The organism is Kitasatospora sp. NBC_01250, from assembly GCF_036226465.1.
Classification (GTDB): domain Bacteria; phylum Actinomycetota; class Actinomycetes; order Streptomycetales; family Streptomycetaceae; genus Kitasatospora.
This window is the reverse complement of record NZ_CP108476.1, coordinates 1,894,009-1,918,444: the sequence shown is the minus strand read 5'-3', so window position 1 is coordinate 1,918,444 and position 24,436 is coordinate 1,894,009. Positions and strand designations below refer to the sequence as shown.

General features: G+C 75.5%; 6 protein-coding genes. 3 read left to right on the top strand and 3 right to left on the bottom strand.

What is annotated here, in order from left to right:
- Positions 1–24 precede the first annotated feature (24 nt).
- On the bottom strand, positions 25–1,461 hold the full coding sequence (locus tag OG500_RS07655) for a hypothetical protein (RefSeq protein WP_329578019.1): 1,437 nt from the start codon (positions 1,459–1,461) through the stop codon (positions 25–27).
- A gap of 385 nt (positions 1,462–1,846) precedes the next feature.
- Between OG500_RS07655 and OG500_RS07650 the strand changes: the two genes are divergently transcribed.
- Positions 1,847–5,161 (top strand): ATP-binding protein, encoded by a 3,315-nt coding sequence (locus tag OG500_RS07650; RefSeq protein ID WP_329578017.1) that lies wholly within the window; start codon positions 1,847–1,849, stop codon positions 5,159–5,161.
- On the opposite strand, the gene OG500_RS07645 is transcribed toward OG500_RS07650, so the two are convergent.
- A complete protein-coding gene (locus OG500_RS07645; protein WP_327065640.1) occupies positions 5,149–6,585 on the bottom strand; it encodes a serine hydrolase domain-containing protein in 1,437 nt (478 codons plus the stop codon). The genes OG500_RS07650 and OG500_RS07645 overlap by 13 nt on opposite strands.
- A gap of 190 nt (positions 6,586–6,775) precedes the next feature.
- Between OG500_RS07645 and OG500_RS07640 the strand changes: the two genes are divergently transcribed.
- Positions 6,776–7,177 carry a DUF302 domain-containing protein gene (locus OG500_RS07640; protein ID WP_327065639.1) on the top strand — a complete coding sequence of 134 codons (402 nt, stop codon included), beginning with the start codon at positions 6,776–6,778 and terminating at the stop codon, positions 7,175–7,177.
- Between the two features lie 23 nt (positions 7,178–7,200).
- On the opposite strand, the gene OG500_RS07635 is transcribed toward OG500_RS07640, so the two are convergent.
- Complete coding sequence (locus tag OG500_RS07635) at positions 7,201–8,310, bottom strand: agmatinase family protein (RefSeq protein WP_327071470.1); 1,110 nt, start codon at positions 8,308–8,310, stop codon at positions 7,201–7,203.
- 413 nt (positions 8,311–8,723) lie between these two features.
- Between OG500_RS07635 and OG500_RS07630 the strand changes: the two genes are divergently transcribed.
- The gene (locus OG500_RS07630; RefSeq protein ID WP_329578013.1) at positions 8,724–24,335 is read left to right on the top strand and encodes a type I polyketide synthase; all 15,612 of its coding nucleotides are present in this window, start codon (positions 8,724–8,726) and stop codon (positions 24,333–24,335) included.
- Positions 24,336–24,436 lie beyond the last annotated feature (101 nt).

Sequence of the window (24,436 nt, the reverse complement as noted above, 5' to 3'; positions counted from 1 at the left end):
TCCAAGATCCCCGACAGAGTCAAGCTAGCTGCGGGTGAAGCGCAGGATGCCGGTCTCGGTGCCCTGGTAGAGGGTGCCGTCGGGGCCGGTGGTGCCGGTCATCTGGAGGGGGTTGTAGAGCAGGCCGAGTCCGATGGGGGAGGAGCTCAGCTGGGTGCCGGTCGCCGGGTCGAGCGTGGCGTAGGAGTAGCGGGCGAAGGTGTTGCTGCCGAGGATGCCGGTCGGGCCGCTGACGGTGAGGGTGTAGATCTTCCCGTCGGCGAGCGAAAGGCGGGGCAGCGCGGCCGACTTGACGTCGCTGTTCCACACCGGGTGGCAGCCGTTGCCGTCGGCGTCCAGGTCCACCCGGCTCAGCCCGCCGTCGAAGTCCGCCGAGGAGGGCACGCTGGCGGGGGCGCCGGCGGGCAGCGCCGGGTACGGGTAGCCGTAGGTGTTGGTGACGAAGACCGAGCTGCCGGAGGCGATCACCGCGTCCTCCGTCCCGCTGGCCGGGTACTGGGTGAGCACCGGCGTGCTGCAGACCGGGGTCGGGCCGTCCGCCACCCGGTAGACCAGCAGGTTCTCGTGCGGGGCGGCGTTGTCGGTGATGGTCACGTACTCGGTGCCGTCGCCGGGGCCGAAGAAGCTCGGGGTCGCGCCGGTTCCCCAGCTCAGCTGGCCGGGCTTGCGGCCGGGGCCGCGGTCGTAGGGGGCCCGCCAGTCGATCACCGGGGTGCCGTCGGGTGCCTCGGAGAGGAGGTAGAGCGCGTGGTCGGTGGCGACGGCGGTGTGGCCCGGCACGGTGGAGATGCTGTTGCCGACGCCTTCGCCGGTGCTGATGGTGCGCACGGTCCCGGTGCCGGTGTCCACCGTGCCGATCACGCCGCCGGAGGTGGCGAACCACACCCGGCCGTCCCAACCCGGGCTCAGGCCCACCACGTTGTCGCCTGCCGGGATCGCACCGGCCAGCGAGGTGGACTGGTCCACGGTCAGGGACCAGCCGCTCGTGCCGTGGTGGTGCCCGATCCGCAGCAGGTTGTCGTTGCCGTCCACCGCGACCAGTGCCCCGGTGGCGTCCAGGTAGGCGTAGACGCCGCCGAAGAGGCTGCCCTTGGGGAGCGCGAGCGAGGCCAGGTCCGCGCCGGAGTGCGGGTCGAGCAGGTGGACGGTGGGGGTCTGCCCGAAGATCGTGGTGCAGAGCGCGACCGGCAGGCCGTCGGCGCCGATCACCACGGTGGGGCAGGCGGAGGCGAGTGCCGTCCGGTTCCAGGAGACGGCGCCGCTGCCGGGCCCGGGATAGGGCGTGGTGTCGCTGGAGGCGCTGTCTCCGTGCATGGTGGCCGTGCCGTTCGGGGCGGTGGCCGGGTTCTGCGGGGGCAGCGGGCCGAAGCCCGGTGCGGCGAGGGAGACGCCGGCCGTGCTGGTCCAGAGCAGGCTGGCGAGGGCGAGTGCGGCGGCGGGTTTCGGGGTGCGCAGGCGCATGGGAGTCCTGTTCCAGGTTGCGGCGGGACGGCGGCCGGGCGCACGGGCGGGGCCGCCGGGGAGGACGAGCGGTGGCGGCCCTCGGACGCCCCGGCGCAGGCCGGGGCGGAGGTGGGAGTTACAGGGGGCCGCGTCAGTTGACGCGGCGACAGCCGGTCGTGGTGGCACGGCCATGGTCGACATGGCGGCGGCTCACGAGCGGGGTCATGCGGGTCACTGTAGCGGAGCCGGGGGGCTTGCTGTCAGCGCCTGACACCATGTGGGACGGCGCAGGTCAGCGGTGCTTTTTCAGGCGGGGAAGGGCGCGCGCCCCGGGGTGCGCGGACGGTGGCGCAGGTGGTGCTGCGATAGTGGGCGGGTGCGTGTCGGCCTGCTCGGACCCTTGATGCTCGATCCCGGAACGGGCCCGCTGGTGATCGGCGGGGCGCGGTTGCGCGCGCTGGTGGCCCGGTTGGGACTGGAGGGCGGGCGCGCCGTGCGGCCGGAGGTGCTGGCCGAGGCGCTGTGGGCCGGGGCGCCGCCGGCCGACCAGGTGAACGCGCTGCAGTCCCTGGTGTCCCGGTTGCGGGGCCTGCTGGGGGATCCGGCGCTGCTCGGCCTCGGACCGGCCGGGTACCGGCTGGCCGTCGAGGCGGCTGCGGTGGACGTCGTTCGGTTCGAGCAACTGGCGGGCTCCGGTAGGCAGTTGCTCGCGCAGGGTCGGCCTGCCGAGGCGGCCCTCGCGCTGCGGGAGGCGCTGGGGCTGTGGCGCGGCCCCGCGTTGGCGGACGTGCGGGAGGCGCCGTTCGCCGAGGCGGCGGCCGAGCGGCTCGAACGCGCCCGGCTGGCCGCTCTGGAGGAGCGGATCGAGGCGGACCTCGCGCTGGGAGCGGGCCCCGAACTCGTCGCCGAGCTGGAGTCGCTGACGGCGGATCACCCGCTGCACGAGCGGCTGCATGCGCAGCTCGTCCGGGCGCTGGCGGTCGGCGGCCGGGGCGCCGAGGCGCTGGCCGGCTACCAGCGGATCCGCGAGCGGCTGGCCGACACCTTCGGCAGTGACCCCGGGCCCCAGCTGCAGGCGGCCCATCTCGCGGTGCTGCGTGGCGAGTTGCCGTCGCAACAGGACCGTCCGGAGCCCTGGCGGGCCCGGCTGCCCGGCAACCTGGAAGCGCCGCTGACCAGCTTCGTGGGCCGCGAGGACGACGTGCGGCGGGTGGTCGGGCTGCTCGGGCAGGTGCGGCTGGTCACGCTGGTGGGGCCCGGCGGGGCCGGCAAGACCCGGCTGGCCACCGCGAGCGGGCGCGAGCTCACCCCGAGCGGCGGGGTGTGGTGCGTCGCGCTGGCCCCGGTCGCCGCGGACGACCTGCCCCGCGCGGTGCTCGGTGCGCTGCGGGCGCGCGAGGCCGGTGTGCCCAAGGGCGCGTCGGGCCCGGGCGGCGCGGGTGAGGAGGTCCTGGACCGGTTGGCCGGGGTGCTGGCGGGCGAGGACCTGGTGCTGGTGCTCGACAACTGCGAGCACCTGGTGGAGGCGGTCGCGGCACTGGCCGAGACCCTGCTGGGCCGGTGCCCCCGGCTGCGGGTGCTGGCCACCAGCCGGGAGGCGCTGCGGATCGAGGGCGAGGTCCTGCACCCGGTGCTCCCGCTGGGTCTGCCCGACCCGGACTCGACGGCCGAGCAGGCCCGCACCAGCGCGGCTGTCCGGCTGTTCCGCGACCGGGCCCTCGCGGTCCGTCCCGACTTCGAGCCGGTCGGCGACGCGCTGACGGCGGCGATCGAGATCTGCCGTCGGCTGGACGGCCTGCCGCTGGCGATCGAACTGGCCGCGGCCCGGCTGCGCACCCTGCCGGTCGAGGTGGTCGCGGCCCGGCTGGACGACCGGTTCCGGCTGCTCACCCGGGGCAGCCGAACGGCGCTGCCCCGGCACCGGACGCTGCGTGGTGCGGTGGCCTGGAGCTGGGAGCTGATGGACGCGGACGAGCGGGTGCTGCTGGAACGGCTCTCGGTGGTGCCCGGCAGCTTCACCGAGGACGCGGCACAGGCGGTCGGCGGGCTCGACGTCCGGTGCGGGGACGGTCGCGGGGCGGACGGCCGCGGGGCGGACGGTTACGCGGCGGATGTGCGGGAGCTGGTGGCGGCGCTGGTCGACAAGTCGCTGCTGCACCCGCTCGGGGCCGCCGCCACGGGCGAGCCGCGCTACCGGATGCTGGAGACCATCCGGGAGTACGGGCTGGAGCAGCTCACCCGGCGCGGGGAGGCCGGGGCCGCTCGCGCACGGCACGCCGCGTTCTTCCTGGAACTGGCCGAGCGCGCGGAACCGCTGCTGCGCACCCGCGACCAACTGCGCTGGCTGGCGCGGCTGTCGGCCGAGCGGGACAGCCTGCCGGCCGCAGTGCGCTGGGCGGTCGACTCCGGGGACGCCGGGACGGCGGTGCGGCTCGCCGCCGCGCTCTGCTGGTTCTGGTCCATGCGGGGCTACCCGCCGGAGTCGCTGGACCTGCTCGGCCGGGTGCTGGAGCTGCCGGGGCCGGTCGATCCGGTGGCCCGTGCACTGGTGGTCGCGACGCACGAGGTCGGCACCGAGTCGATCGGCCGGCCGCAGGAGCGGGAGGCCGCCTTCGGCCGGATCGAGGAGGCGATGGCGGGGATCGATCCCGGGGTCCATCCGCTGCTGGAGCTGGCCCGGCTGGCCGCCGCGATCGGCGGACCGAAGCCGCCCGCGGGCTCGCCGGGTGCGCCGGGCTCGCCGGGTGGGTCGGGTGCGCTGGGTGCACCGGGCTCGCCGGGTGCGTCGGCTCCGCCGGTCGGCGAGCGGCGGGACCCCTCGGGCCGGCCGTTCGGCCTGCTGGTCCAGGGCCTGCTGACCCTGCACACCGGGAACGTCACCGAGGCGACGGACCACCTCACCCGCGCGCTGGCCGGTTTCGAGGAGCTCGGCGAGCGGTGGGGCCTGGCGACGGCACTGAGCACCCTCGGGTCGATCCGGCGGCGCTCCGGCGACCTGGCCGCGGCGCTGGCGATGAACGAGCGGGCCACCCGCTGTTTCGAGGAGCTCGGCATGCAGGAGTACACGGTCGAGAACGAGGTGCAGGCCGCCCTGATGCGCGGCCAGGCCGGGGACGTGGACGGCGCGCGGCGGCAGTTGGCGGGCCTGTGCGAGCAGGTGGCGGGGAGCGGATCGGCCGAGCCGTGGGCCATGGTGGGCCTGGGCCGGGCGACGTTGGAGTGGCGGGCCGCGGAGCCCGCGGCGGCCCGCACCCACGCGCTGGCCGCGCTGGCCGGGGCTCCCGGCGCCCAGCCGGTGCCCTCGCAGCTCACCGCCCTGCTGCTGGCCGTGCTGGCCCAGGTGGACGCGGCGGACGGCCGCCCGGAGGAGGCGGTGCGCCGGCTCGACGACCCGGCCGTGCACCTGGTCCTGACCTGGAACTCGGCGGTCACGGGGCGGATCGCGGTGGTGGTCGCCGGCATCGAACTGAGCCGCGACCGGCCGGCGGACGCGGCGCGGCTGCTCGGGGTCGCCGACGTCCTGCGGGGGTCGGACGACCTCGGCGACCCCGACGTGCGCGCGATCACCCGGCGGGCGACGGCGGCGCTGGGCGCCGCCGGGTTCGCGGCGGCGCACGCCACGGGTGCGGTGATGACGCGGACCGGCGCCAAGGAGCTGTTGTCCGCGCTCGTCACCGCACCCGTGGAGCAGCCGGGGCGCTCCGGTCAGCGCGCCTGAGCCGGGGCCAGAGTCGGGGTCGGGGCCGGGCCCTGAGTCGGGGCCTGAGCCAGGGCTGGGCCCTGAGCCGGGGCTGGGCCCTGGGCCGGGGCCGGGGTCGCGGCGGTCGGAGCCGCCGGAGCGGGCTTGCCGAACATGGCGCAGATCACCGCGGTCTGGAGCGCCTGGTCGGCGGCGACGAGCTTGGGGTCGGCCCCGAACTCGAACAGGAACTCCGTCGGCACCAGGACGGTGGCGGTGCGACTGCCGCTGTCGTCCGTGAGGTTGACGCTGGAGTAGCCGGTGATCCCGCCGTCGTGGGCCCAGATGGTGCCGCAGGCGGTGGTGCCGGTCTCGATGCCCAGCCCGGAACCGGGCCCGTGCACCGGGTTGTCCGGGTCCATCGGGACGGTGCTGCGCAGCTCCGCCAGCTGGGCCGCGGGCAGCAGCCTGCCGGACATCAGCGCGGTGTAGAAGCGGGACCAGTCCTGCGCGGTGGACACCACCGCCCCGGCGGCGCCGCCCCAACTCGGGTCGTTGCCGGAGACGTTCACCTCGCTGCCGTGGTGCACCCCGGCGACGTCCCGGAACGCGGTGGGCACCGCCGCCGGCATGTGGGCCGCGTCCGGCTCGTAGCCGCGGGCGTACCGGCCGTGCCAGCTGCCGTCGGTGGCGAGGTAGGTGTGCCGCAGGCCGAGCGGCCCGGCGATCCGGTCCTGGATCAGGTCGGCCAGGCTCGTTCCGGTGACCCGCTCCAGGACGGCGCCGACGGCGGCGTAGTCGGTGTTGCTGTAGGACCACTGGGTGCCCGGGGCGAACAGCGGCGGGTGCTGCACGCCCATGGCCAGCAGCTCCGCGGAGGTCCACCGGTGCGGGTCCTTGCCGAGGATCGACGGCACCAGGGCCGGGTCCTCGGTGTAGTCGAACAGGCCGCTGGTGTGGTTCAGCAGCATCCGCAGGGTGATCGCCTGGCCGTTCGGGACCTGCCCCGGCAGCCACTTCGCCACCGGGTCGGTCAGCGCGAGCCTGCCCTCGGCGACCAGTTGCAGGACGATCGTGGCCATCATGGTCTTGGTGTTGGAACCCATCCGGAACTCGTCCCCGACCTCGAGCCGCTGGTCCTTCGCCGCCCAGGGAGCCTGTTCGGCGATCTCGACCGGGCGGCTGTGGCCGTCGTCCACCCGCACGACCACCCCCGGCGCGCCCGCGGCCACCAACTGCTGTGCCAGTCTCACCAGTTCGGCCCGCTGCGGATCGGCCCCGCCGCGGGGCGCCACGGTCGCGGCCGTGGGGAGGGCGGCCGGGAAGGCGGTACCGGCGGTCAGGCCGACGGTCAGGGCCGACGCCGTCAGCACGAGCGGCGCCAGCCGCAGGCGGCGCGACCGCGCCGCCCGGTGCGGCGAAGCGGAAGAAGAGGCGGGGAGTGGAGAAGTGACTGGCGACATGGGCCCGTTCCTTTGCTGACCGAGTGAGCTGGACGGACCCAGCCTCCGGCCCGCCGCTGGCAGACCGCGCACAGCGCGCTGGCAGGCGCCTGATCGGCGGTGCGGCGGGGGAACGGGCGCGGCGGGTGGTAGGCAAGGGGTGGTACGCAGGGGGGTGGTGTCGGTCGGTGATCGGAGCGGGAGGCAGCAGATGGTGGACGAGCCGCAGGCGGCGGGGACGTTGAGCGTGGTGAGCCCGTTCTCGGTGGACGAGACGCTGGAGCGGCTGCGGTCGGCGATCGACGCGGCGGGGCTGACCCTGTTCGCGGAGGTGGACCACAGCGGCGGCGCCCGCGCGGTCGGGCTGGAGATGGACGAGACGCGGCTGCTGGTCTTCGGCAACCCGCGCGGTGGCACGCCGGCGATGGTCGCCGCGCCCCTGCTGGCGCTGGAGCTGCCGCTGCGGGCGCTGGTCCGGGCGGACCAGGACGGCCGCACCTGGGTCAGCTACCAGGACCCCGCCGAGCTGGCCCGCCGGTTCGACGTGCCCGAGGCCCTGATGGCCCCGCTCGGCGGGGTGGGCCGACTGGTGGCGGGCGCGCTGGGTTCCTGAGTCCGGACGGTGGCCCGGGTGCCTCAGCCCATCGGGAACTTGACCTGGCCGGAGACGATCGGGTTGAGGTAGTTCGGGCCGGCGATCTTCAGGCGGTTCATCGCCAGGCCGGTCAGGCCCTCGAAGATGGCGCGGCGGGCGTTCATGGTGGTGGAGTAGCCGTGGTCCAGGTGGGGGGCGACCTCGACCACGTCCATCCCGATGACCTTGGTCTCGTGGCAGATCCGGCGGAAGGCCGGGAACAGTTCACGGGTGGTCAGGCCGCCCGGCTCGGGGGTGCCGGTGCCGGGGGCGAAGGCCGGGTCGAGCACGTCGATGTCGAGGGAGAGGTAGACGAACTCGGCGTTCTGCTGGACCTCGGCGATCGCCTTCTCCAGCACCGCGGTGAAGCCGATCTGCTCGATCTCGGCCATGAAGTGCGACTTCATGCCCTGCCGGCGCATCCAGTGGAAGAGCTGGTTGTCGGGGCCGGTGATGGTGCGCAGCCCGACCTGGACCACGTTGCCCGCCGGGATCCCCTCGTCCTCGATGATCCGCCGGATCGGGGTGCTGTGGGTCACCTGGTGGCCGAACTGGCTGTCGTGGCAGTCGGGGTGGGCGTCGAAGTGGATCACGCCGATCTTCTCCGGGCCGTACACGTCGGCCAGCGCGCCGACGCTCGGCCACAGCAGCGAGTGGTCGCCGCCCAGGAGCACCGGCACCGCGCCGACCTCCGCGATCTCCCGCACCAGCGACCGGATCGGGCCGATCGAGTCGGGCGTGCTGAACGGGTCCACGGCGGCGTCGCCGTAGTCCACCACCTTGAGCACGTCGAACGGGTTGATCCGGGTGCTGGCGTTGATCACGGCTTCGGGGGTGTTGAAGACGTAGCGCTCGTCGGCGCGGATCATCCGCGGGCCGTAGGAGGCGCCGCGGTGGCCGACCGAGGAGTCCAGCGGGATGCCGAGCACGGCCACGTCGACGTTCCCGGCCCGCAGGTCCTCCTGGTTGAGGCAGAGCGGCACGCCCATGAAGGTCGCGATGCCCGAGTACGCGGGGTGCGCGTAGTAGCGGCGGATGTCGATCGGCCCGGGCTCCCGGCCGGGCGCCGCCGACCGGTCGATCTCCACGCGCTGCGCGGGCGTCTGAGGCATCTCGTTCAACACGTCTCCCCGGTGGATGGCACGGCGCATTTCCCCGTGCGATTGCTTCTGCCTCGCATATTCCGCTCGCGCTCCAGCGTAGGCGCGCCGGAAATGCGCGGCGCCCGGAACGACCTCCTGTTCGACCCCTTGGCCCCCTGTTCGGCGGCCGGAAAACCCCTAGTCACGGCGGTTCTGCGGGTGCTGACGGGTCGTCGCGCGGGCGCACCGACCCCCGAACCCCACCACAGGACGTAACAAAGCCCTACTAGGGGGAGGTTAGGGGTTGGCCGCCTGAGGCGGCCGCTCTACCGTGGCGCCGGAAAGCGCCGTGTCGAACGTTCGCCGCCCACCCGAAAGCTTCGGAAAAACCTTCTGTGTGGGCGCACCTGCGCGCAGCCGGAATGCCGTAATGAGGTCACGAAATGGCGAATGAAGAGACCCTCCGCAGCTATCTCAAGCGGGTGACGGCCGACCTCGCGCAGACGCGGCTGCGGCTGCGCGAGGTGGAGGCGAAGGACCAGGAACCGATCGCCATCGTCGGGATGAGCTGCCGGCTGCCGGGCGGGGTCGCCTCGCCCGAGGAGCTGTGGCAGCTGGTCGCCGGCGGCCAGGACGCGATCTCCGAGTTCCCGGCCGACCGCGGGTGGGACGTCGAGACGCTCTACCACCCGGACCCGGACCACGCCGGCACCTCCTACACGCGCGAGGGCGGCTTCCTGCACGACGTCGCCGATTTCGACCCGGCGGTCTTCGGGATCTCGCCGCGCGAGGCGCTGGCGATGGACCCGCAGCAGCGGCTGCTGCTGGAGGTGGCCTGGGAGGCGTTCGAGCGGGCCGGCGTCGACCCGCTGTCGGTGCGCGGCAGCCGCACCGGTGTCTTCGCCGGGACCAACGGCCAGGACTACCTGGCCGTCCTGCTGAACTCCACCGACGACGTGGAGGGCTACCTCGGCACCGGCAACGCGGCCAGTGTGCTCGCCGGGCGGATCTCCTACACCTTCGGGCTGGAGGGTCCGGCGGTCACCGTCGACACGGCCTGCTCCTCCTCGCTGGTCTCGCTGCACCTGGCGGTGCAGGCGCTGCGCAACGGCGAGTGCTCGCTGGCGCTGGCCGGTGCCGTCACGGTGATGAACACCCCCGGCAACCTCATCGACTTCAGCCGCCAGCGGGGACTGGCCGCCGACGGGCGCTGCAAGGCCTTCGCGGACGGCGCCGACGGCACCGGCTGGGCCGAGGGCGCGGGCATGCTGCTGGTGGAGCGGCTCTCCGACGCGCGGCGCAACGGGCACCCGGTGCTGGCGGTCGTGCGGGGCAGCGCCGTGAACCAGGACGGTGCGTCCAACGGTCTGACGGCGCCGAACGGCCCCTCCCAGCAGCGGGTCATCCTCCAGGCGCTGGCCAGTGCGCGGCTGACGCCCGATCAGGTCGACGCGGTCGAGGCGCACGGGACGGGCACGAAGCTCGGCGACCCGATCGAGGCGCAGGCGCTGCTGGCCACCTACGGTCAGGGCCGCCCCGCGGACCGGCCGCTGCTGATCGGCTCGGTCAAGTCCAACCTGGGCCACACCCAGGCCGCCGCCGGTGTGGCGGGCCTGATCAAGATGGTGATGGCGATCCGGCACGGTGTGCTGCCGAAGACGCTGCACGTGGACCGGCCCTCGTCGCAGGTGGACTGGGACGCGGGCGCGGTGGAGGTGCTCACCGAGACGCGGCCCTGGCCGGAGACCGGGGCGCCGCGCCGGGTGGGCATCTCCTCCTTCGGGGTGAGCGGCACCAATGCGCACACCATCATCGAGCAGGCACCGGCCGAGGAGAGCGCAGAACCCGGCGAGGCAGGTGAGACCGGCGAGGGCGGTGAGAGCAGTGCGGCGGACAGCGGGCCTTCGGCGGCTGCGGCGCCCGCCGCGCTGCCCTGGCCACTGGCCGGGCGCACCGAGGAGGCGCTGCGCGCGCAGGCGGCCCGGCTGCGGGAGCGGCTGGAGGCCGACCCCGCCCTCGAACCGCTGGACGTGGGCCACTCGCTGGCCACCGGCCGGGCGGCGCTGGAGCAGCGCGCCGTCCTGGTGGCCGGCGACCGCGCGGAGTTCCTGAGCGGGTTGCGGGCGCTGGCGGCGGGCGAGTCGGCCGCGGGGCTGGTGCGGGGGGTGGCGGCCGAGCGCAAGCTGGGCGTCCTGTTCACCGGGCAGGGCAGTCAGCGGGCGGGGATGGGTGCGGAGCTGTACGGCGCGTTCCCGGTCTTCGCGGCGGCGTACGACGCGGTCTGCGGGGAACTGGACCGGTATCTGGAGACGCCGCTGGCCGAGGCGGATGCGCTGCTGGACGAGACGGCGTACACCCAGCCGGCGCTCTTCGCGCTGGAGGTGGCGCTGTTCCGGCTGGTCGAATCCTGGGGTGTGCGGCCGGACTTCCTGGCGGGGCACTCGATCGGTGAGCTGGCGGCGGCGCATGTGGCGGGGGTGCTGTCGCTGGCGGATGCGGCGAAGCTGGTGGCGGCGCGCGGCCGGCTGATGCAGCAACTGCCCGCCGGTGGTGCGATGGTGGCGGTGCAGGCGGGCGAGGCGGCGGTGCTGGCGCTGCTGGCCGGGCGTTCGGACGTGGCGATCGCGGCCGTCAACGGGCCCGCCGCCGTGGTGCTTTCGGGTGCCGAGGACGCGGTCCTGGAGGTCGTCGGGCAGCTGGAGTGCAAGTCGAAGCGGCTGAGCGTGAGCCATGCGTTCCACTCGCCGCTGATGGAGCCGATGCTGGCGGAGTTCCGGGTGGTGGCCGAGGGGCTGAGCTACCGGCCCGCGCAGCTCGCGATCGTCTCCACCCTCACCGGTCGGCCGGCCTCCGCCGACGAGCTGTGCTCGCCCGACTACTGGGTGCGGCATGTCCGCGAGGCGGTGCGGTTCGCCGATGCGGTGGCGACGCTGGAGGCCGAAGGGGTGGGCAGCTTCCTGGAGTTGGGCCCCGACGGGGTGCTGAGCGCGATGGGCCGGGAGTGCCTGGCCGGCGATGCGCTGTTCGCGCCGGTGCTGCGGTCCGGCCGCCCGGAGGTCCGGGCGCTGACCACCGCGCTGGCCGGGATCTTCGTGCGGGGCGCGGCCGTCGACTGGCAGGCGGGCTACGCCGGCCGCGGCGCCCGTCGGGTCGAGCTGCCCACCTATGCCTTCCAGCGCCGCCGCTACTGGCCGACTGCCGCCGCGTGGGCGCAGGCGGGGGCGGCCGAGGAGGTCGCCGGTGACGGGGTGGAGGCGCGCTTCTGGGAGGCCGTCGAGCGCGGCGACCTGGAGGCGGTGACCAGCACTTTGGCGGTGGCGGGCGATCTGCCGCTGAGCTCGGTGCTGCCCGCGCTGACCGCGTGGCGGCGGCAGGGTCGTGAGCGCTCCACGGTGGAGGGGTGGCGGTACCGGATCGGCTGGCGGCCCACCGCGCAGTCCGCCCGGGCCGTGACGGCGACCGATGCGCGCGGGCCGTCGCCCGCGGGGCACTGGCTCGTGGTGGCGCCGCCCGGCGCGGAGTGCTCGCCGGGTGGCGAGGCGTGGGCCGCTGCGGTCGGACGGATGCTCGGCGAGCACGGTGTGACGGTCCGTCAGATCGAGGCGGATGCCGCGGCGGTCGGGCGGGCCGAGCTGGCCGGGCTGCTGGCCGACGGGCAGCCGGTTGCCGGGGTGGTGTCGCTGCTCGCCCTGCAGCAGGCTTCGCAGCCCGGACTGCCGTCGGCGTCGGCGGCGTTGGCGGGCACCTTGGCGCTGGTGCAGGCGCTGGGGGACGTCGGGGTTGCGGCGCCGCTGTGGTGCCTGACCCGGGGCGCGGTGTCGACGGGGCGGTCGGATCGACTGGCGTCGGCGGTGCAGGCACAGGTCTGGGGCCTGGGCAGGGTGGTGGCGCAGGAGCATCCCGAGCGGTGGGGCGGTCTGGTCGACCTGCCGGAGACGGTCGACGAGCGGGCGCTGGCCCGGCTGGCCGCCGTGCTCGGTGGCGCCCTGGGCGACGAGGACCACCTGGCGATCCGCCCCTCGGGTGTGCTGGCGCGCCGGTTGGTGCGGGCACCGCGGGCCGAGGCGGTGGCGGCGGGGTACGCCCCGCGCGGGACGGCGCTGGTGACCGGTGGCACGGGTGCGCTGGGTGCGCAGGTGGCGCGGTGGCTGGCCCGGTCGGGGGCGGCGCACCTGGTGCTGACCAGCCGTCGCGGCCAGGCGGCCGAGGGTGCGGCGGAGTTGGTGGCCGAGCTGACCGCGCTGGGTGCGCGGGTGACGGTGGCGGCCTGTGACGTGGCGGACCGGGCGGCGCTGGCCGCGGTGTTGGCCGAGGTCCCGTCGGAGTTCCCGCTGACGACGGTGGTGCACGCGGCCGGTGTGCTGGACGACGGTGTGCTCGACGGGCTGACGCCGGAGCGGCTGGCGGGGGTGCTGCGTGCCAAGGCGGATGCGGCGGTCCACCTGGACGAGCTGACCCGCGGGTCGGACCTCTCCGCCTTCGTGCTCTTCTCCTCCTTCGCCGGTGCCTTCGGCGGTCCCGGCCAGGGCAACTACGCGGCGGCGAACGCCTTCCTGGACGCGCTGGCGCAGCAGCGTCGGGCGGCCGGGCTGCCGGCGACCTCGCTGGCCTGGGGGCCGTGGGCCGAGGGCGGCATGGCCGTGGACGAGGTGGTCACCGAGCGGATCCGCCGCGGCGGACTGCCGGCGCTGGCGCCCGACCTCGCGATCGCCGCGCTGCAGCAGGCGCTGGACCACGACGAGACGTACGCGCTGGTCGCGGACATCCGCTGGGAGCAGTTCGCACCGCAGTACACCGCGATCCGTCCGAGCACCTTCTTCGACGAACTCCCCGAAGCGGTACAGGCCTTGGCGGCCTCGGAGCCGGGAGGCGGGGCGCCCGGGGAGAGCGGCTCGCTGCGGCGGCGGCTGGCCGTCGCGGGCGAGGCCGAACGCGGCCGGATCGCGCTGGACTTCGTCCGCACCCAGGTGGCCGCGGTGCTCGGCCACCCGGGCCCCGAGACGGTCGAACCCGGGCGCGCCTTCCGCGAGTTGGGCTTCGACTCGCTGACCGCCGTGGAGCTGCGCAACCTGCTGGCCGCGCTGACCGGGCTGAAGCTGTCGGCGACCCTGGTCTTCGACTACCCGAACGCGACCGCGCTGGCCGAGCAGCTCTGCGTCGAACTCCTCGGCACCGTCGTGGACTCCAGGACGGCCGCGGCCGTCGCGAGCGCTCCGGTGGACGACGACCCGATCGCCGTCGTCGGCATGGCCTGCCGGTTCCCGGGCGGCGTGAGCAGCCCCGAGGACCTGTGGCGGCTGCTGGCCGAGGGCGCGGACGCGCTCACCGGTTTCCCCGCGAACCGGGGCTGGGACCTCGATGCGCTCTACCACCCCGATCCCGAGCACCCCGACACCAGCTACGTGCGGGAGGGCGGCTTCCTGGCGGAGGCGGGCGCGTTCGACGCGGGGTTCTTCGGGATCTCGCCGCGCGAGGCGCTGGCCATGGACCCGCAGCAGCGGCTGCTGCTGGAGGTCTCGTGGGAGGCGTTCGAGCGGGCCGGGATCGACCCGGCCTCGCTGCGCGGCAGCCGGACGGGTGTCTTCGCGGGGACCAACGGGCAGGACTACCTTCCGCTGATCCTGACCGCTCCGGACGGCTCCGAGGGGTTCCTCGGCACGGGGAACGCGGCGAGTGTGATGTCGGGCCGGGTCTCCTACAGCCTGGGGCTGGAGGGTCCGGCGGTCACGGTGGACACCGCGTGCTCGTCCTCGCTGGTGGCGCTGCACTGGGCGATCCAGGCGCTGCGGGCCGGTGAGTGCTCGCTGGCGCTGGCCGGTGGTGTGACGGTGATGTCCACCCCCGGCTCGTTCATCGACTTCAGCCGCCAGCGGGGTCTGGCCGCCGACGGCCGGTGCAAGGCGTTCTCGGACGACGCGGACGGCACCGGCTGGGGCGAGGGCGCGGGCATGCTGCTGGTGGAGCGGCTCTCCGACGCGCGGCGCAACGGGCACCCGGTGCTGGCGCTGGTGCGCGGTTCGGCGGTCAACCAGGACGGCGCGTCGAACGGTCTGACGGCGCCGAACGGCCCCTCCCAACAGCGGGTGATCCAGCAGGCGCTGGCCTCGGCCGGTCTGACGGCCAGTCAGGTCGACGCGGTGGAGGCGCACGGGACGGGCACCGCGTTGGGCGACCCGATCGAGGCGCAGGCGCTGCTGGCGACCTACGGCCAGGGCCGCCCCGCGGACCAGCCGCTCTGGCTGGGTTCGGTCAAGTCGAACCTGGGGCACACCCAGGCCGCGGCCGGGGTGGCGGGCATCATCAAGATGGTCATGGCGATGCGCCACGGCGTGCTGCCCAGGACCCTGCACGTCGGCGAGCCGTCCAGCCACGTGGACTGGTCGGCCGGGGCGGTGGAGCTGCTGAGCCAGGCGCGGCCGTGGCCCGAGACCGGCCGGCCGCGACGGGCGGCGGTGTCCTCCTTCGGGATCAGCGGCACCAACGCGCACACCGTGCTGGAGCAGGCCCCGGAGCTCGCCGAGGAGGCGGCCGGCGAGGTGGCGGTGGCGGCGCCGGTGGTCCCGTGGCTGCTGTCGGCCCGAACAGCAGCGGCGCTGGCCGCGCAGGCCGAGCGGCTGGCCGCCCGCCTGTCGCAGGAGCCGCAGCTGCGGCCGGTGGACGTCGGCTACTCGTCGGCGACCACCCGGGCCGCCCTTGAGCACCGGGCGGTCGTGGTGGCGCAGGACGCCGACGGCCACCGGGCCGCGCTGGCCGCGCTGGCCGCGGGCGAGCAGGCGCCGGGCCTGGTCGAGGGCACGGCGGCGCTGGGCCGCACGGCGTTCCTCTTCACCGGGCAGGGCAGTCAGCGGCTCGGGATGGGCGCCGAACTCTACGCCACCTACCCGGTGTTCGCGGACGCGCTGGACGAGGTCCTCGCGCACCTGGACCAGCACCTGGACCGCCCGCTGCGCGAGGCGATGTTCACCGCGGCGGGCCTGCTGGACGAGACGGCGTACACGCAGCCGGCGCTTTTCGCGCTGGAGGTGGCGCTGTTCCGACTGGTGGAGTCGTGGGGTGTGCGGCCGGACTTCCTGGCGGGGCATTCGATCGGTGAGCTGGCGGCGGCGCATGTGGCGGGGGTGCTGTCGCTGGGGGATGCGGCGGAACTGGTGGCCGCGCGTGGTCGGTTGATGCAGGCGTTGCCCGCGGGTGGGGCGATGGTGGCGGTGCGGGCGGGTGAGGCGGAGGTGCTGGCGCTGCTGGCCGGGCGCTCGGAGGTGGGTGTCGCGGCGGTCAACGGGCCTGCCTCGGTGGTGCTTTCGGGTGCCGAGGACGCGGTGTTGGAGGTGGTGGCTCACCTGGGTGGCAAGTCGAAGCGGTTGGCTGTCAGCCATGCGTTCCACTCGCCGTTGATGGAGCCGGTGCTGGCGGAGTTCCGTGCGGTGGCGGAGCGGTTGACCTTTCACGAGCCGCGGATCCCGTTCGTCTCCACGCTCGACCAGGACGCCGACCCGTCCACGGTCGAGTACTGGGTGCGGCATGTGCGCGAGGCCGTCCGGTTCGCCGACGCGATCGGGACGCTGGCGGCGCGCGGCGTCACCCGCTACCTGGAACTCGGGCCCGACGGCGTGCTGAGTGCGCTGGGTCAGGAGTGCGTCACCGGGGACGCGGTGTTCGTGCCGGTGCTGCGGGCGGGCCGCCCTGAGGCGCAGGCCGCGGTGACGGCCGTCGCCCGGCTCCACGTCCAGGGGGTGCCGGTCGACTGGGCGGCGTTCTTCGCGGGCCAGGGCGCCCGGCGGATCGACCTGCCCACCTACGCCTTCCAGCGCGAGCACTACTGGCCCGACGTCCCGGTGCTGGGTGCCGGCGACGTCACCATGGCGGGCCTGGGCGCCACCGACCACCCGCTGCTCGGTGCGGCGGCCGAACTGCCGGACTCCGACGGCTTCGTCTTCACCGGCCGGCTCGCGCTGGCCACCCACCCGTGGCTGGCCGACCACGCGGTGATGGGCACCGTGCTGCTGCCCGGCACGGCCTTCGTCGAGATGGCCGTGCGGGCGGGCGAGCAACTCGGCTGCGCGCTGCTGGAGGAGCTGACCCTCGCCGCGCCGCTGATCCTGGCCGGGCCGGGCGGGGTGCAGCTGCGCCTGACGGTGGCCGCGCCGGATCAGGCCGGGCGCCGGGCGCTCGGCCTGTACTCGCGGCCCGAGGAGGCCCCGGCCGAGGAGCCGTGGACCCGGCACGCCACCGGCCTGCTCGCCACCGGTGCAGCGCCCGCCGGGTTCGAGCTCGCCGCCTGGCCGCCGCCCGGTGCCATCGAGGTCGACCTGGCGGGCCACTACGAGGCACTGATCGGGCTGGGCTTCGAGTACGGCCCGGCCTTCCAGGGCCTGCGGCGGGCCTGGCGCGGCGAGGGCGAGGTCTTCGTCGAGGTGCGCCTGCCGGAGCAGGCCCAGGCCGAGGCCGGGCTGTTCGGCCTGCACCCGGCCCTGCTCGACGCCGCGCTGCACGCGCTCGGTATGGCCGACACCGACGGCGGGACGGACTGGCACGGCCGGCTGCCGTTCTCCTGGACCGGCGTGTCGCTGTACGCGGTCGGCGCCTCGGCGCTGCGGGTGCGGCTGTCGCGGGTCGGGTCGGACGGGGTCTCGCTGGAGCTGGCCGACGAGACCGGGCGCCCGGTGGCCGCGGTGGACACCCTGGTGCTGCGGGCCGTGTCGGCCGAGCAACTGCGCTCCGCGCGGACCGCGTTCCACGAGTCGCTGTTCCGCCCGGAGTGGGTGGCGCTGCCGGTGGCCGCGGCTGCCGCGGACGAGCGCTGGGCCGTGCTGGGCGACGGTGCCGGGACGCTGGGCGCCCTCGGCCGCGGCCTGCCGGCGCACGCCGATCTGGACGCGCTGCTGGCGAGCGGCACGCTGCCCGACGCCGTGATCGTGCCGTGCCTGCCGCCGCAGCAGCCGGTGACGGCCGGGCCCGAGACGGTGCTCGCCACCGTGAACCGGGTGCTCGCGCTCGCGCAGGCCTGGCTCGCCGAGGACCGGACGGCCGACACGCAGTTGGTGGTGGTCACCCGGGGCGCGGTGGCGACCGCTGCCGATCCGGACGTCACCGACCTGGCGCACGCCGCCGCCTGGGGCCTGCTGCGCTCGGCGCAGACCGAGAACGTCGCGCGGATCGTCCTGGTCGACGTGGACGACCCGGACGACGCCGGCTGCGCCCGGGCGCTGACCGCCGTTCTCGCCCACGAGGAGCCGCAGCTGGCGATCCGTCAGGGAGTGCCGCACGCCGTGCGGCTGGCCCGGGTCGAATCCGCTCCGGCCGCGCGCGAGACCGGCTTCGGGCCCACCGGCACCGTCCTGGTCACCGGCGGCACCGGCACGCTCGGCGCACTGCTCGCCCGCCACCTGGTGGCCGAGCACGGTGTCCGGCACCTGCTGCTCACCAGCCGCCGTGGCGCCGACGCCCCGGGGGCGGCCGAACTCGTCGCCGAGCTGGAGCAGTCGGGCGCCACCGTGACCGTCGCGGCCTGCGACGCGGCCGACCGGGCGGCGCTGGCCGGGCTGCTCGGCTCGCTGGAGCACCCCCTGACCGCCGTGGTGCACACCGCGGGCATCACCGACGACGGCGTGCTCGCCTCGCTCACCCCCGAGCGGATCGCCGGGGTGTACCAGCCGAAGGCCGAAGGCGCCTGGAACCTGCACGAGTTGACCGCCGGTCTCGACCTGTCGGCGTTCGTGCTCTTCTCCTCGGCCGCCGGTCTCTTCGGCGGCCCGGGACAGGGCAACTACGCCGCCGCCAACGCCTTCCTGGACGCGCTCGCGCAGCACCGCCGGGCCCAGGGCCTGCCCGCCACCTCGCTGGACTGGGGCCTGTGGGCGCAGCGCAGCGGCGTCAGCGGCCACCTGGACGCCAACGACCTGGCCCGCCTGGCGCGTTCGGGCCTCGGTGCGCTGGAGTCGGCCGAGGGCATGGCGCTCTTCGACGCCGCGCTCGCGGCCGAGGACGCCGTCCTGGTGCCGATGCGCATCCACACCGCCACGCTGCGCGAGCAGGCCGCTGCCGGGCAGCTGGCCCCGCTGCTGCGCGGGCTGGTCCGCGCCCCGCTGCGCCGCAGCGCGGCGCCGGCCGGCCCGGGTGCGGCCGGTGGCGAGTCCGCGCTGGTCGCCCGGCTGGCCCCGCTGCCCGCCGCCGAACAGCGGCAGGCGCTGCTCGAGCTGGTGCGCGGCCAGATCGCCGCGGTGCTCGGCTACGCCGGTGCCGAGGCCGTCGACGCCGGACGGGCCTTCAAGGAGCTTGGCTTCGACTCGCTGACCGCGGTCGAGCTGCGCAACCAGCTGAACACCAGCACCGGTCTGCGCCTGCCCGCGACCCTGATCTTCGACTACCCGAACCCGGGCGTGCTGGCCACCCACCTGCGCGAGGAACTGCTGGGCTCGCTGCCGGAGTCCGCCGCACCGCAGCAGCAGGGCACGGCCCGCACGGGGGCGGGGGAGTTGGGGGCACCTCCCGGCCGTCAGGCTGGGGGAGACCCGATCGCGATCGTCGCGATGGCCTGCCGCTACCCGGGCGGGGTGGACTCGCCCGAGCAGCTGTGGCAGCTGATCGCCGGGGAGCGGGACGGGATCTCGGGCTTCCCCACCGACCGCGGCTGGGACCTGGAGGAGCTGTATGATCCGGACCCGGACGCGCTCGGCACCTCGTACACCCGCGAGGGCGGCTTCCTCTACGACTCCAGCTGGTTCGACCCGGCCTTCTTCGGCATCTCGCCGCGCGAGGCGCTGGCGATGGACCCGCAGCAGCGGCTGCTGCTGGAGACCGGCTGGGAGGCGTTCGAGCGGGCCGGCATCGACCCGGCGAGCGTGCGCGGCAGCTCGGTCGGCGTCTTCGCCGGGGTGATGTACCACGACTACGGCACCCGGCTGCGGTCCGCGCCCGACGAGGTCGAGGGCTACCTCGGCACCGGCGGCTCCAGCAGCGTCGTCTCGGGCCGGGTCTCCTACACCCTCGGCCTGGAGGGCCCGGCGGTCACCATCGACACCGCCTGCTCCTCCTCACTGGTCGCGCTGCACCTCGCGGTGCAGGCGCTGCGCAACGGCGAGTGCACGATGGCGCTGGCGGGCGGGGTGACCGTGATGTTCACGCCCGGCACCTTCATCGAGTTCAGCCGCCAGCGGGGACTTGCCGCCGACGGGCGCTGCAAGTCCTTCGCCGCGGCGGCCGACGGTACGGGCTGGGGCGAGGGCGCGGGCATGCTGCTGGTGGAGCGGCTCTCGGACGCGCGGCGCAATGGGCACCCGGTGCTGGCGGTGGTGCGAGGTTCGGCCGTCAACCAGGACGGCGCGTCGAACGGCCTGACGGCGCCGAACGGCCCCTCGCAGCAGCGGGTGATCCGCGCGGCGCTGGCGAACGCGGGGCTGAGCGCGGACCAGGTGGACGCCGTCGAGGCGCACGGCACCGGCACGCCGCTGGGCGACCCGATCGAGGCGCAGGCGCTGCTGGCCACCTACGGGCGCGAGCACTCCGCCGACCGGCCGCTCTGGCTGGGGTCGGTGAAGTCCAACCTCGGGCACACCCAGGCGGCCTCCGGCGTGGCGGGCATCATCAAGATGGTGCAGGCGATGCGGCACGGGGTGCTGCCGAAGACGCTGCACGTGGACGAGCCCTCGCCGCAGGTGGATTGGTCCGCCGGTGCGGTGGAGCTGCTGACTGAGGCTCGGCCGTGGCCCGAGACCGGGCGGCCGCGACGGGCGGCGGTGTCCTCCTTCGGGATCAGCGGCACCAACGCGCACACCGTGCTGGAGCAGGCCCCGGCCGTCGAAAATGCAGCGGCCCTGCCGGAGACGGCCGAGCTGCCGGAGACGGCCGAGCTGCCCGGGGCGCTGCCCTGGGTGCTCGCTGCGAAGGGCGAGCCGGCCCTGCGGGCGCAGGCCGCCCGGCTGCGCGCCCGGCTGCTGGAGCAGCCCGAGCTGCGGCCGGCCGACGTCGGCCTCTCGCTGGCGACCGGCCGGGCGGCGCTGGAGCAGCGCGCGGTGCTGGTGGCGGGCGACCGCGCGGAGTTCCTGGACGCCTTGGAGACGCTGGCGACCGGAGCGCCGGGCGGCGCCAACCTGGTGCAGGGCTCGGCCGGTGCCGGCCGTACGGCGTTCCTCTTCACCGGGCAGGGCAGTCAGCGTGCCGGGATGGGGGCCGAACTGTACGAGGCGTTCCCGGTGTTCGCCGAGGCGTACGACGCGGTCCGTGCGGAGCTGGACCGGCACTTGGCGACGCCGCTGGCCGAGGCGGGTGCGCTGCTGGACGAGACGGCGTACACGCAGCCGGCGCTTTTCGCGCTGGAGGTGGCGCTGTTCCGGTTGGTGGAGTCGTGGGGTGTGCGGCCGGACTTTCTGGCGGGGCATTCGATCGGTGAGCTGGCGGCGGCGCATGTGGCGGGGGTGCTGTCGCTGGGGGATGCGGCGGAACTGGTGGCCGCGCGTGGTCGGTTGATGCAGGCGTTGCCCGCGGGTGGGGCGATGGTGGCGGTGCGGGCGGGTGAGGCGGAGGTGCTGGCGCTGCTGGCCGGGCGCTCGGAGGTGGGTGTCGCGGCGGTCAACGGGCCTGCCTCGGTGGTGCTTTCGGGTGCCGAGGACGCGGTGTTGGAGGTGGTGGCTCACCTGGGTGGCAAGTCGAAGCGGTTGGCTGTCAGCCATGCGTTCCACTCGCCGTTGATGGAGCCGGTGCTGGCGGAGTTCCGTGCGGTGGCGGAGCGGTTGACCTTCCGTGAGCCGCGGATCCCGTTCGTCTCCACGCTCGACCAGGACGCCGACCCGTCCACGGTCGAGTACTGGGTGCGGCATGTGCGCGAGGCCGTCCGGTTCGCCGACGCGATCGGGACGCTGGCGGCGCGCGGCGTCACCCGCTACCTGGAACTCGGGCCCGACGGCGTGCTGAGCGCGCTGGGTCAGGAGTGCGTGGCCGGGCCGGCGCTCTTCGCACCGGTGCTGCGGGCGGGCCGCCCGGAGGTGCGAGCCCTGCTGACGGCGCTGGCCCAGGCCCATGTGCGGGGCGCGGCCGTCGACTGGGCGGCGGTCTTCGCGGGCCAGGGCGCCCGGCGGATCGACCTGCCCACCTACGCCTTCCAGCGCGAGCGGTACTGGCTGGACACGGGTGTCTCGCTCGGCGACCTGGCCACCGCCGGTGTCGACCCGACCGGGCACCCGCTGCTCGGCGCGGCGGTCGAACTGCCGGACTCCGGCGGCTTCGTGCTCACCGGCCGGCTCGCCCTCTCCAGCCACCCGTGGCTGGCCGATCACGCGGTGCTGGGCTCGGTGCTGCTGCCCGGCACGGCCTTCGTCGAGCTGGCGCTGCGGGCGGGCGAGCAGGTCGGCTGCGCGCTGCTGGAGGAGCTGACGCTGGCCGCGCCGCTGGTCCTGCCCGCGCGGGGCGGGGTGCAGGTGCGGATCACGGTCGGCGCGCCGGACGGCTCCGGCTGCCGCCCGCTGACCCTGCACTCGCGCGGCGAGGAGTCCGCGCCCGAGCAGCCGTGGACCCGGCACGCCACCGGCCTGCTGGCCGCGCTGGACGAGCGGGCGATCGCCTTCGAGGCGACGCCGTGGCCGCCGGTCGGCGCCGAGCCGGTCGACCTCGACGACTTCTACGCCGGGATGGCGGCGGCCGGTCTGGAGTACGGCCCGCTCTTCCAGGGCCTGCGCCGGGCCTGGCGGCGCGAGGGCGAGGTCTTCGCGGAGATCCGGCCCGCCGTCGCGGCGGCGCCGGACGGTTCGCACCGCCCCGGGCTGGACACCGCGCCGTTCGGCCTGCACCCGGCACTGCTGGACGCCGCGCTGCACGGGGTGGCGCTGGGCGGCGTCCTGGCGGCGGCCGACCAGGAGCCGGGCCGGGCCCGGCTGCCGTTCTCCTGGAGCGGGGTGCGGCTGCACGCCACCGGCGCGGCCGAGCTTCGGGTGCGGCTGGCACCGGCCGGGACCGACGCGGTGGCGCTGGAGCTGGCCGACGAGACGGGCCGTCCGGTCGCCTCGGTGGACGCGCTGGTGCTGCGGGCCGTCTCGGCCGAGCAACTGCGCGGCGCCCAGGGCGCGTTCCACGACTCGCTGTTCCGCCCGGAGTGGGTGGCGCTGCCCGCGGCGGCGGATTCGCCGGCACCGGCCCGCTGGGCGGTGCTGGATCCCGCCGGGAGCGGCGAGGCCTTCGGCGACGGGGCGGCGGTGCACGCCGACCTGGCCGCGCTGCTCGCGAGCGGTGAGCTGCCGCTGGCGGTGGTCCTGCCGTGCTTCACTGCGGAGACGGCGAAGACCGCGAAGACCGCGAGGACCGCGGAGGCCGTGAACGGCACCGCCGCCGACACCGCAGCCGCCGCGCGCGCCGCCACCCGGGGCGTGCTGGAGCTGGTCCGCTCCTGGCTCGCCGAGGAGCGCCTCGCCGACACCCGCCTGATCGTCACCACCCGGGGCGCGGTGGCCACCGCCGAGGACAGCGGCGTGGCCGACCTGGTGCATGCGCCGGTCTGGGGCCTGCTGCGGGCCGCCCAGGCCGAGCACCCGGGCCGGATCGTGCTGGTCGACCTGGACGCGACCACCGACCCGCGGCCCGCGCTGTGGGCCGCGCTGGCCGCCGGTGAGCCGCAACTGGCCGTCCGCGCAGGCGTCCTGCACGGGTTCCGGCTCGGCCGGGTGGCCGCCGCTCCGACCGAGCGGGCCACTGTCCTGGACCCGGCCGGCACGGTGCTGGTGACCGGCGGCACCGGCGCGCTCGGCGCCCTGGTCGCCCGCCACCTGGTGACCGAGCACGGCGCCCGGCACCTGCTGCTCACCAGCCGCCGCGGCGCCGACGCCCCGGGGGCGGACGCCCTCGCGCGGGAGCTGGCCGAGCTGGGCGCCGAGGTGGCGATCGCGGCCTGTGACGCGGCCGACCGCGAGGCGCTCGCCGCCCTGCTGGCGGCGGTCCCGGACACCCGGCCGCTGACCGCCGTGATCCACACCGCCGGCGTGCTCGACGACGGGGTGTTCGCCGCGCTGACGCCCGAACGACTGGACGCCGTGCTGCGCCCGAAGGTGGACGCCGCCTGGCACCTGCACGAGCTGACGAAGCATCAGAAACTCGGCGCGTTCGTCCTGTTCTCCTCCTCCTCCGGTGTCTTCGGCGGCGCGGGCCAGGGCAACTACGCCGCGGCCAACACCTTCCTGGACGCGCTGGCCCAGCACCGCAGGGGGCTGGGGCTGCCGGCCGGCGCACTGGCCTGGGGCCTGTGGGCGACCGAGGGCGGCATGGCCGGCGGCCTGGACGAGGCGGACACGGCACGGCTGGTCCGCGCCGGGTTCGCGCCGCTGGCGCCCAAGGAGGGCATCGAGCTGTTCGAGCTGGCCCTCGGGCTGGACGACCCGGTGCTGGTGCCGATGCGGCTGGACACCACGGCCTTGCGCGGCCAGGGCGACCCCGACGCGGTGCCGCACCTGCTCCGCGGCCTGGTGCGGATCCCGGCCCGGCGCCCGGCCGCCACCGCCACCGCCTCGGCGGTGCCCGAGGAGCGCTCGCTGGCCGAGCGGCTGCGCGGTCTGCCGGACGCCGAGCGCGACCGGCTGCTGCTGGACCTGGTGCGCGGCCAGGTGGCCGCGGTGCTGGGCTACGGCAGCGCCGGGGCGATCGAACCGGAGCGCGGCTTCGTCGAGTTGGGCTTCGACTCGCTGACCGCCGTCGACCTGCGCAACCGGCTGGGCGCGCAGGCCGGGGTGCGGCTGCCGGTCACGCTGATCTTCGACCACCCGACCCCGGTGGCGCTGGCCGGCTACCTGCGCGAGCAGACCCGCGGGGCGGAGGCGCCCGGTGGCCCGGCCCTGCCGATCGGTGCGGAGCTGGACCGCCTGGAGTCGATCCTGGCCGGCCTCACCCCCGGCGACGAGGAGCGCCGGGGCATCACCACCCGGCTGCGCACCCTGCTGTCGATGTGGACCGAGACCCAGCAGCAGCCGGCGCCCGGCCAGGAGCCCGCCGCCGACAGCGCGCCCCCGGCCGGGACCGACCTGGGCTCGGCCACCGCGGACGAGCTGTTCAGCATGCTGGACGAGGAGTTGGGGCTGAACTGACCGGGTAGCCATCCCGGGATGACCCGATCGCCCCCTCGGACCGGAGCACCGTCCCGGTCCGAGGGGGCGATCGTCATAGCGGGCGAGGCCCGGGCCGGCCC

Excerpts from the sequence above, each read along its gene's own strand:
- OG500_RS07655 (WP_329578019.1), bottom strand. The coding sequence starts at position 1,461 with ATGCGCCTGCGCACCCCGAAACCCGCCGCCGCACTCGCCCTCGCCAGC.
- OG500_RS07650 (WP_329578017.1), top strand. The coding sequence starts at position 1,847 with ATGCTCGATCCCGGAACGGGCCCGCTGGTGATCGGCGGGGCGCGGTTG.
- OG500_RS07645 (WP_327065640.1), bottom strand. The coding sequence starts at position 6,585 with ATGTCGCCAGTCACTTCTCCACTCCCCGCCTCTTCTTCCGCTTCGCCG.
- OG500_RS07640 (WP_327065639.1), top strand. The coding sequence starts at position 6,776 with ATGGTGGACGAGCCGCAGGCGGCGGGGACGTTGAGCGTGGTGAGCCCG.
- OG500_RS07635 (WP_327071470.1), bottom strand. The coding sequence starts at position 8,310 with ATGCCTCAGACGCCCGCGCAGCGCGTGGAGATCGACCGGTCGGCGGCG.
- OG500_RS07630 (WP_329578013.1), top strand. The coding sequence starts at position 8,724 with ATGGCGAATGAAGAGACCCTCCGCAGCTATCTCAAGCGGGTGACGGCC.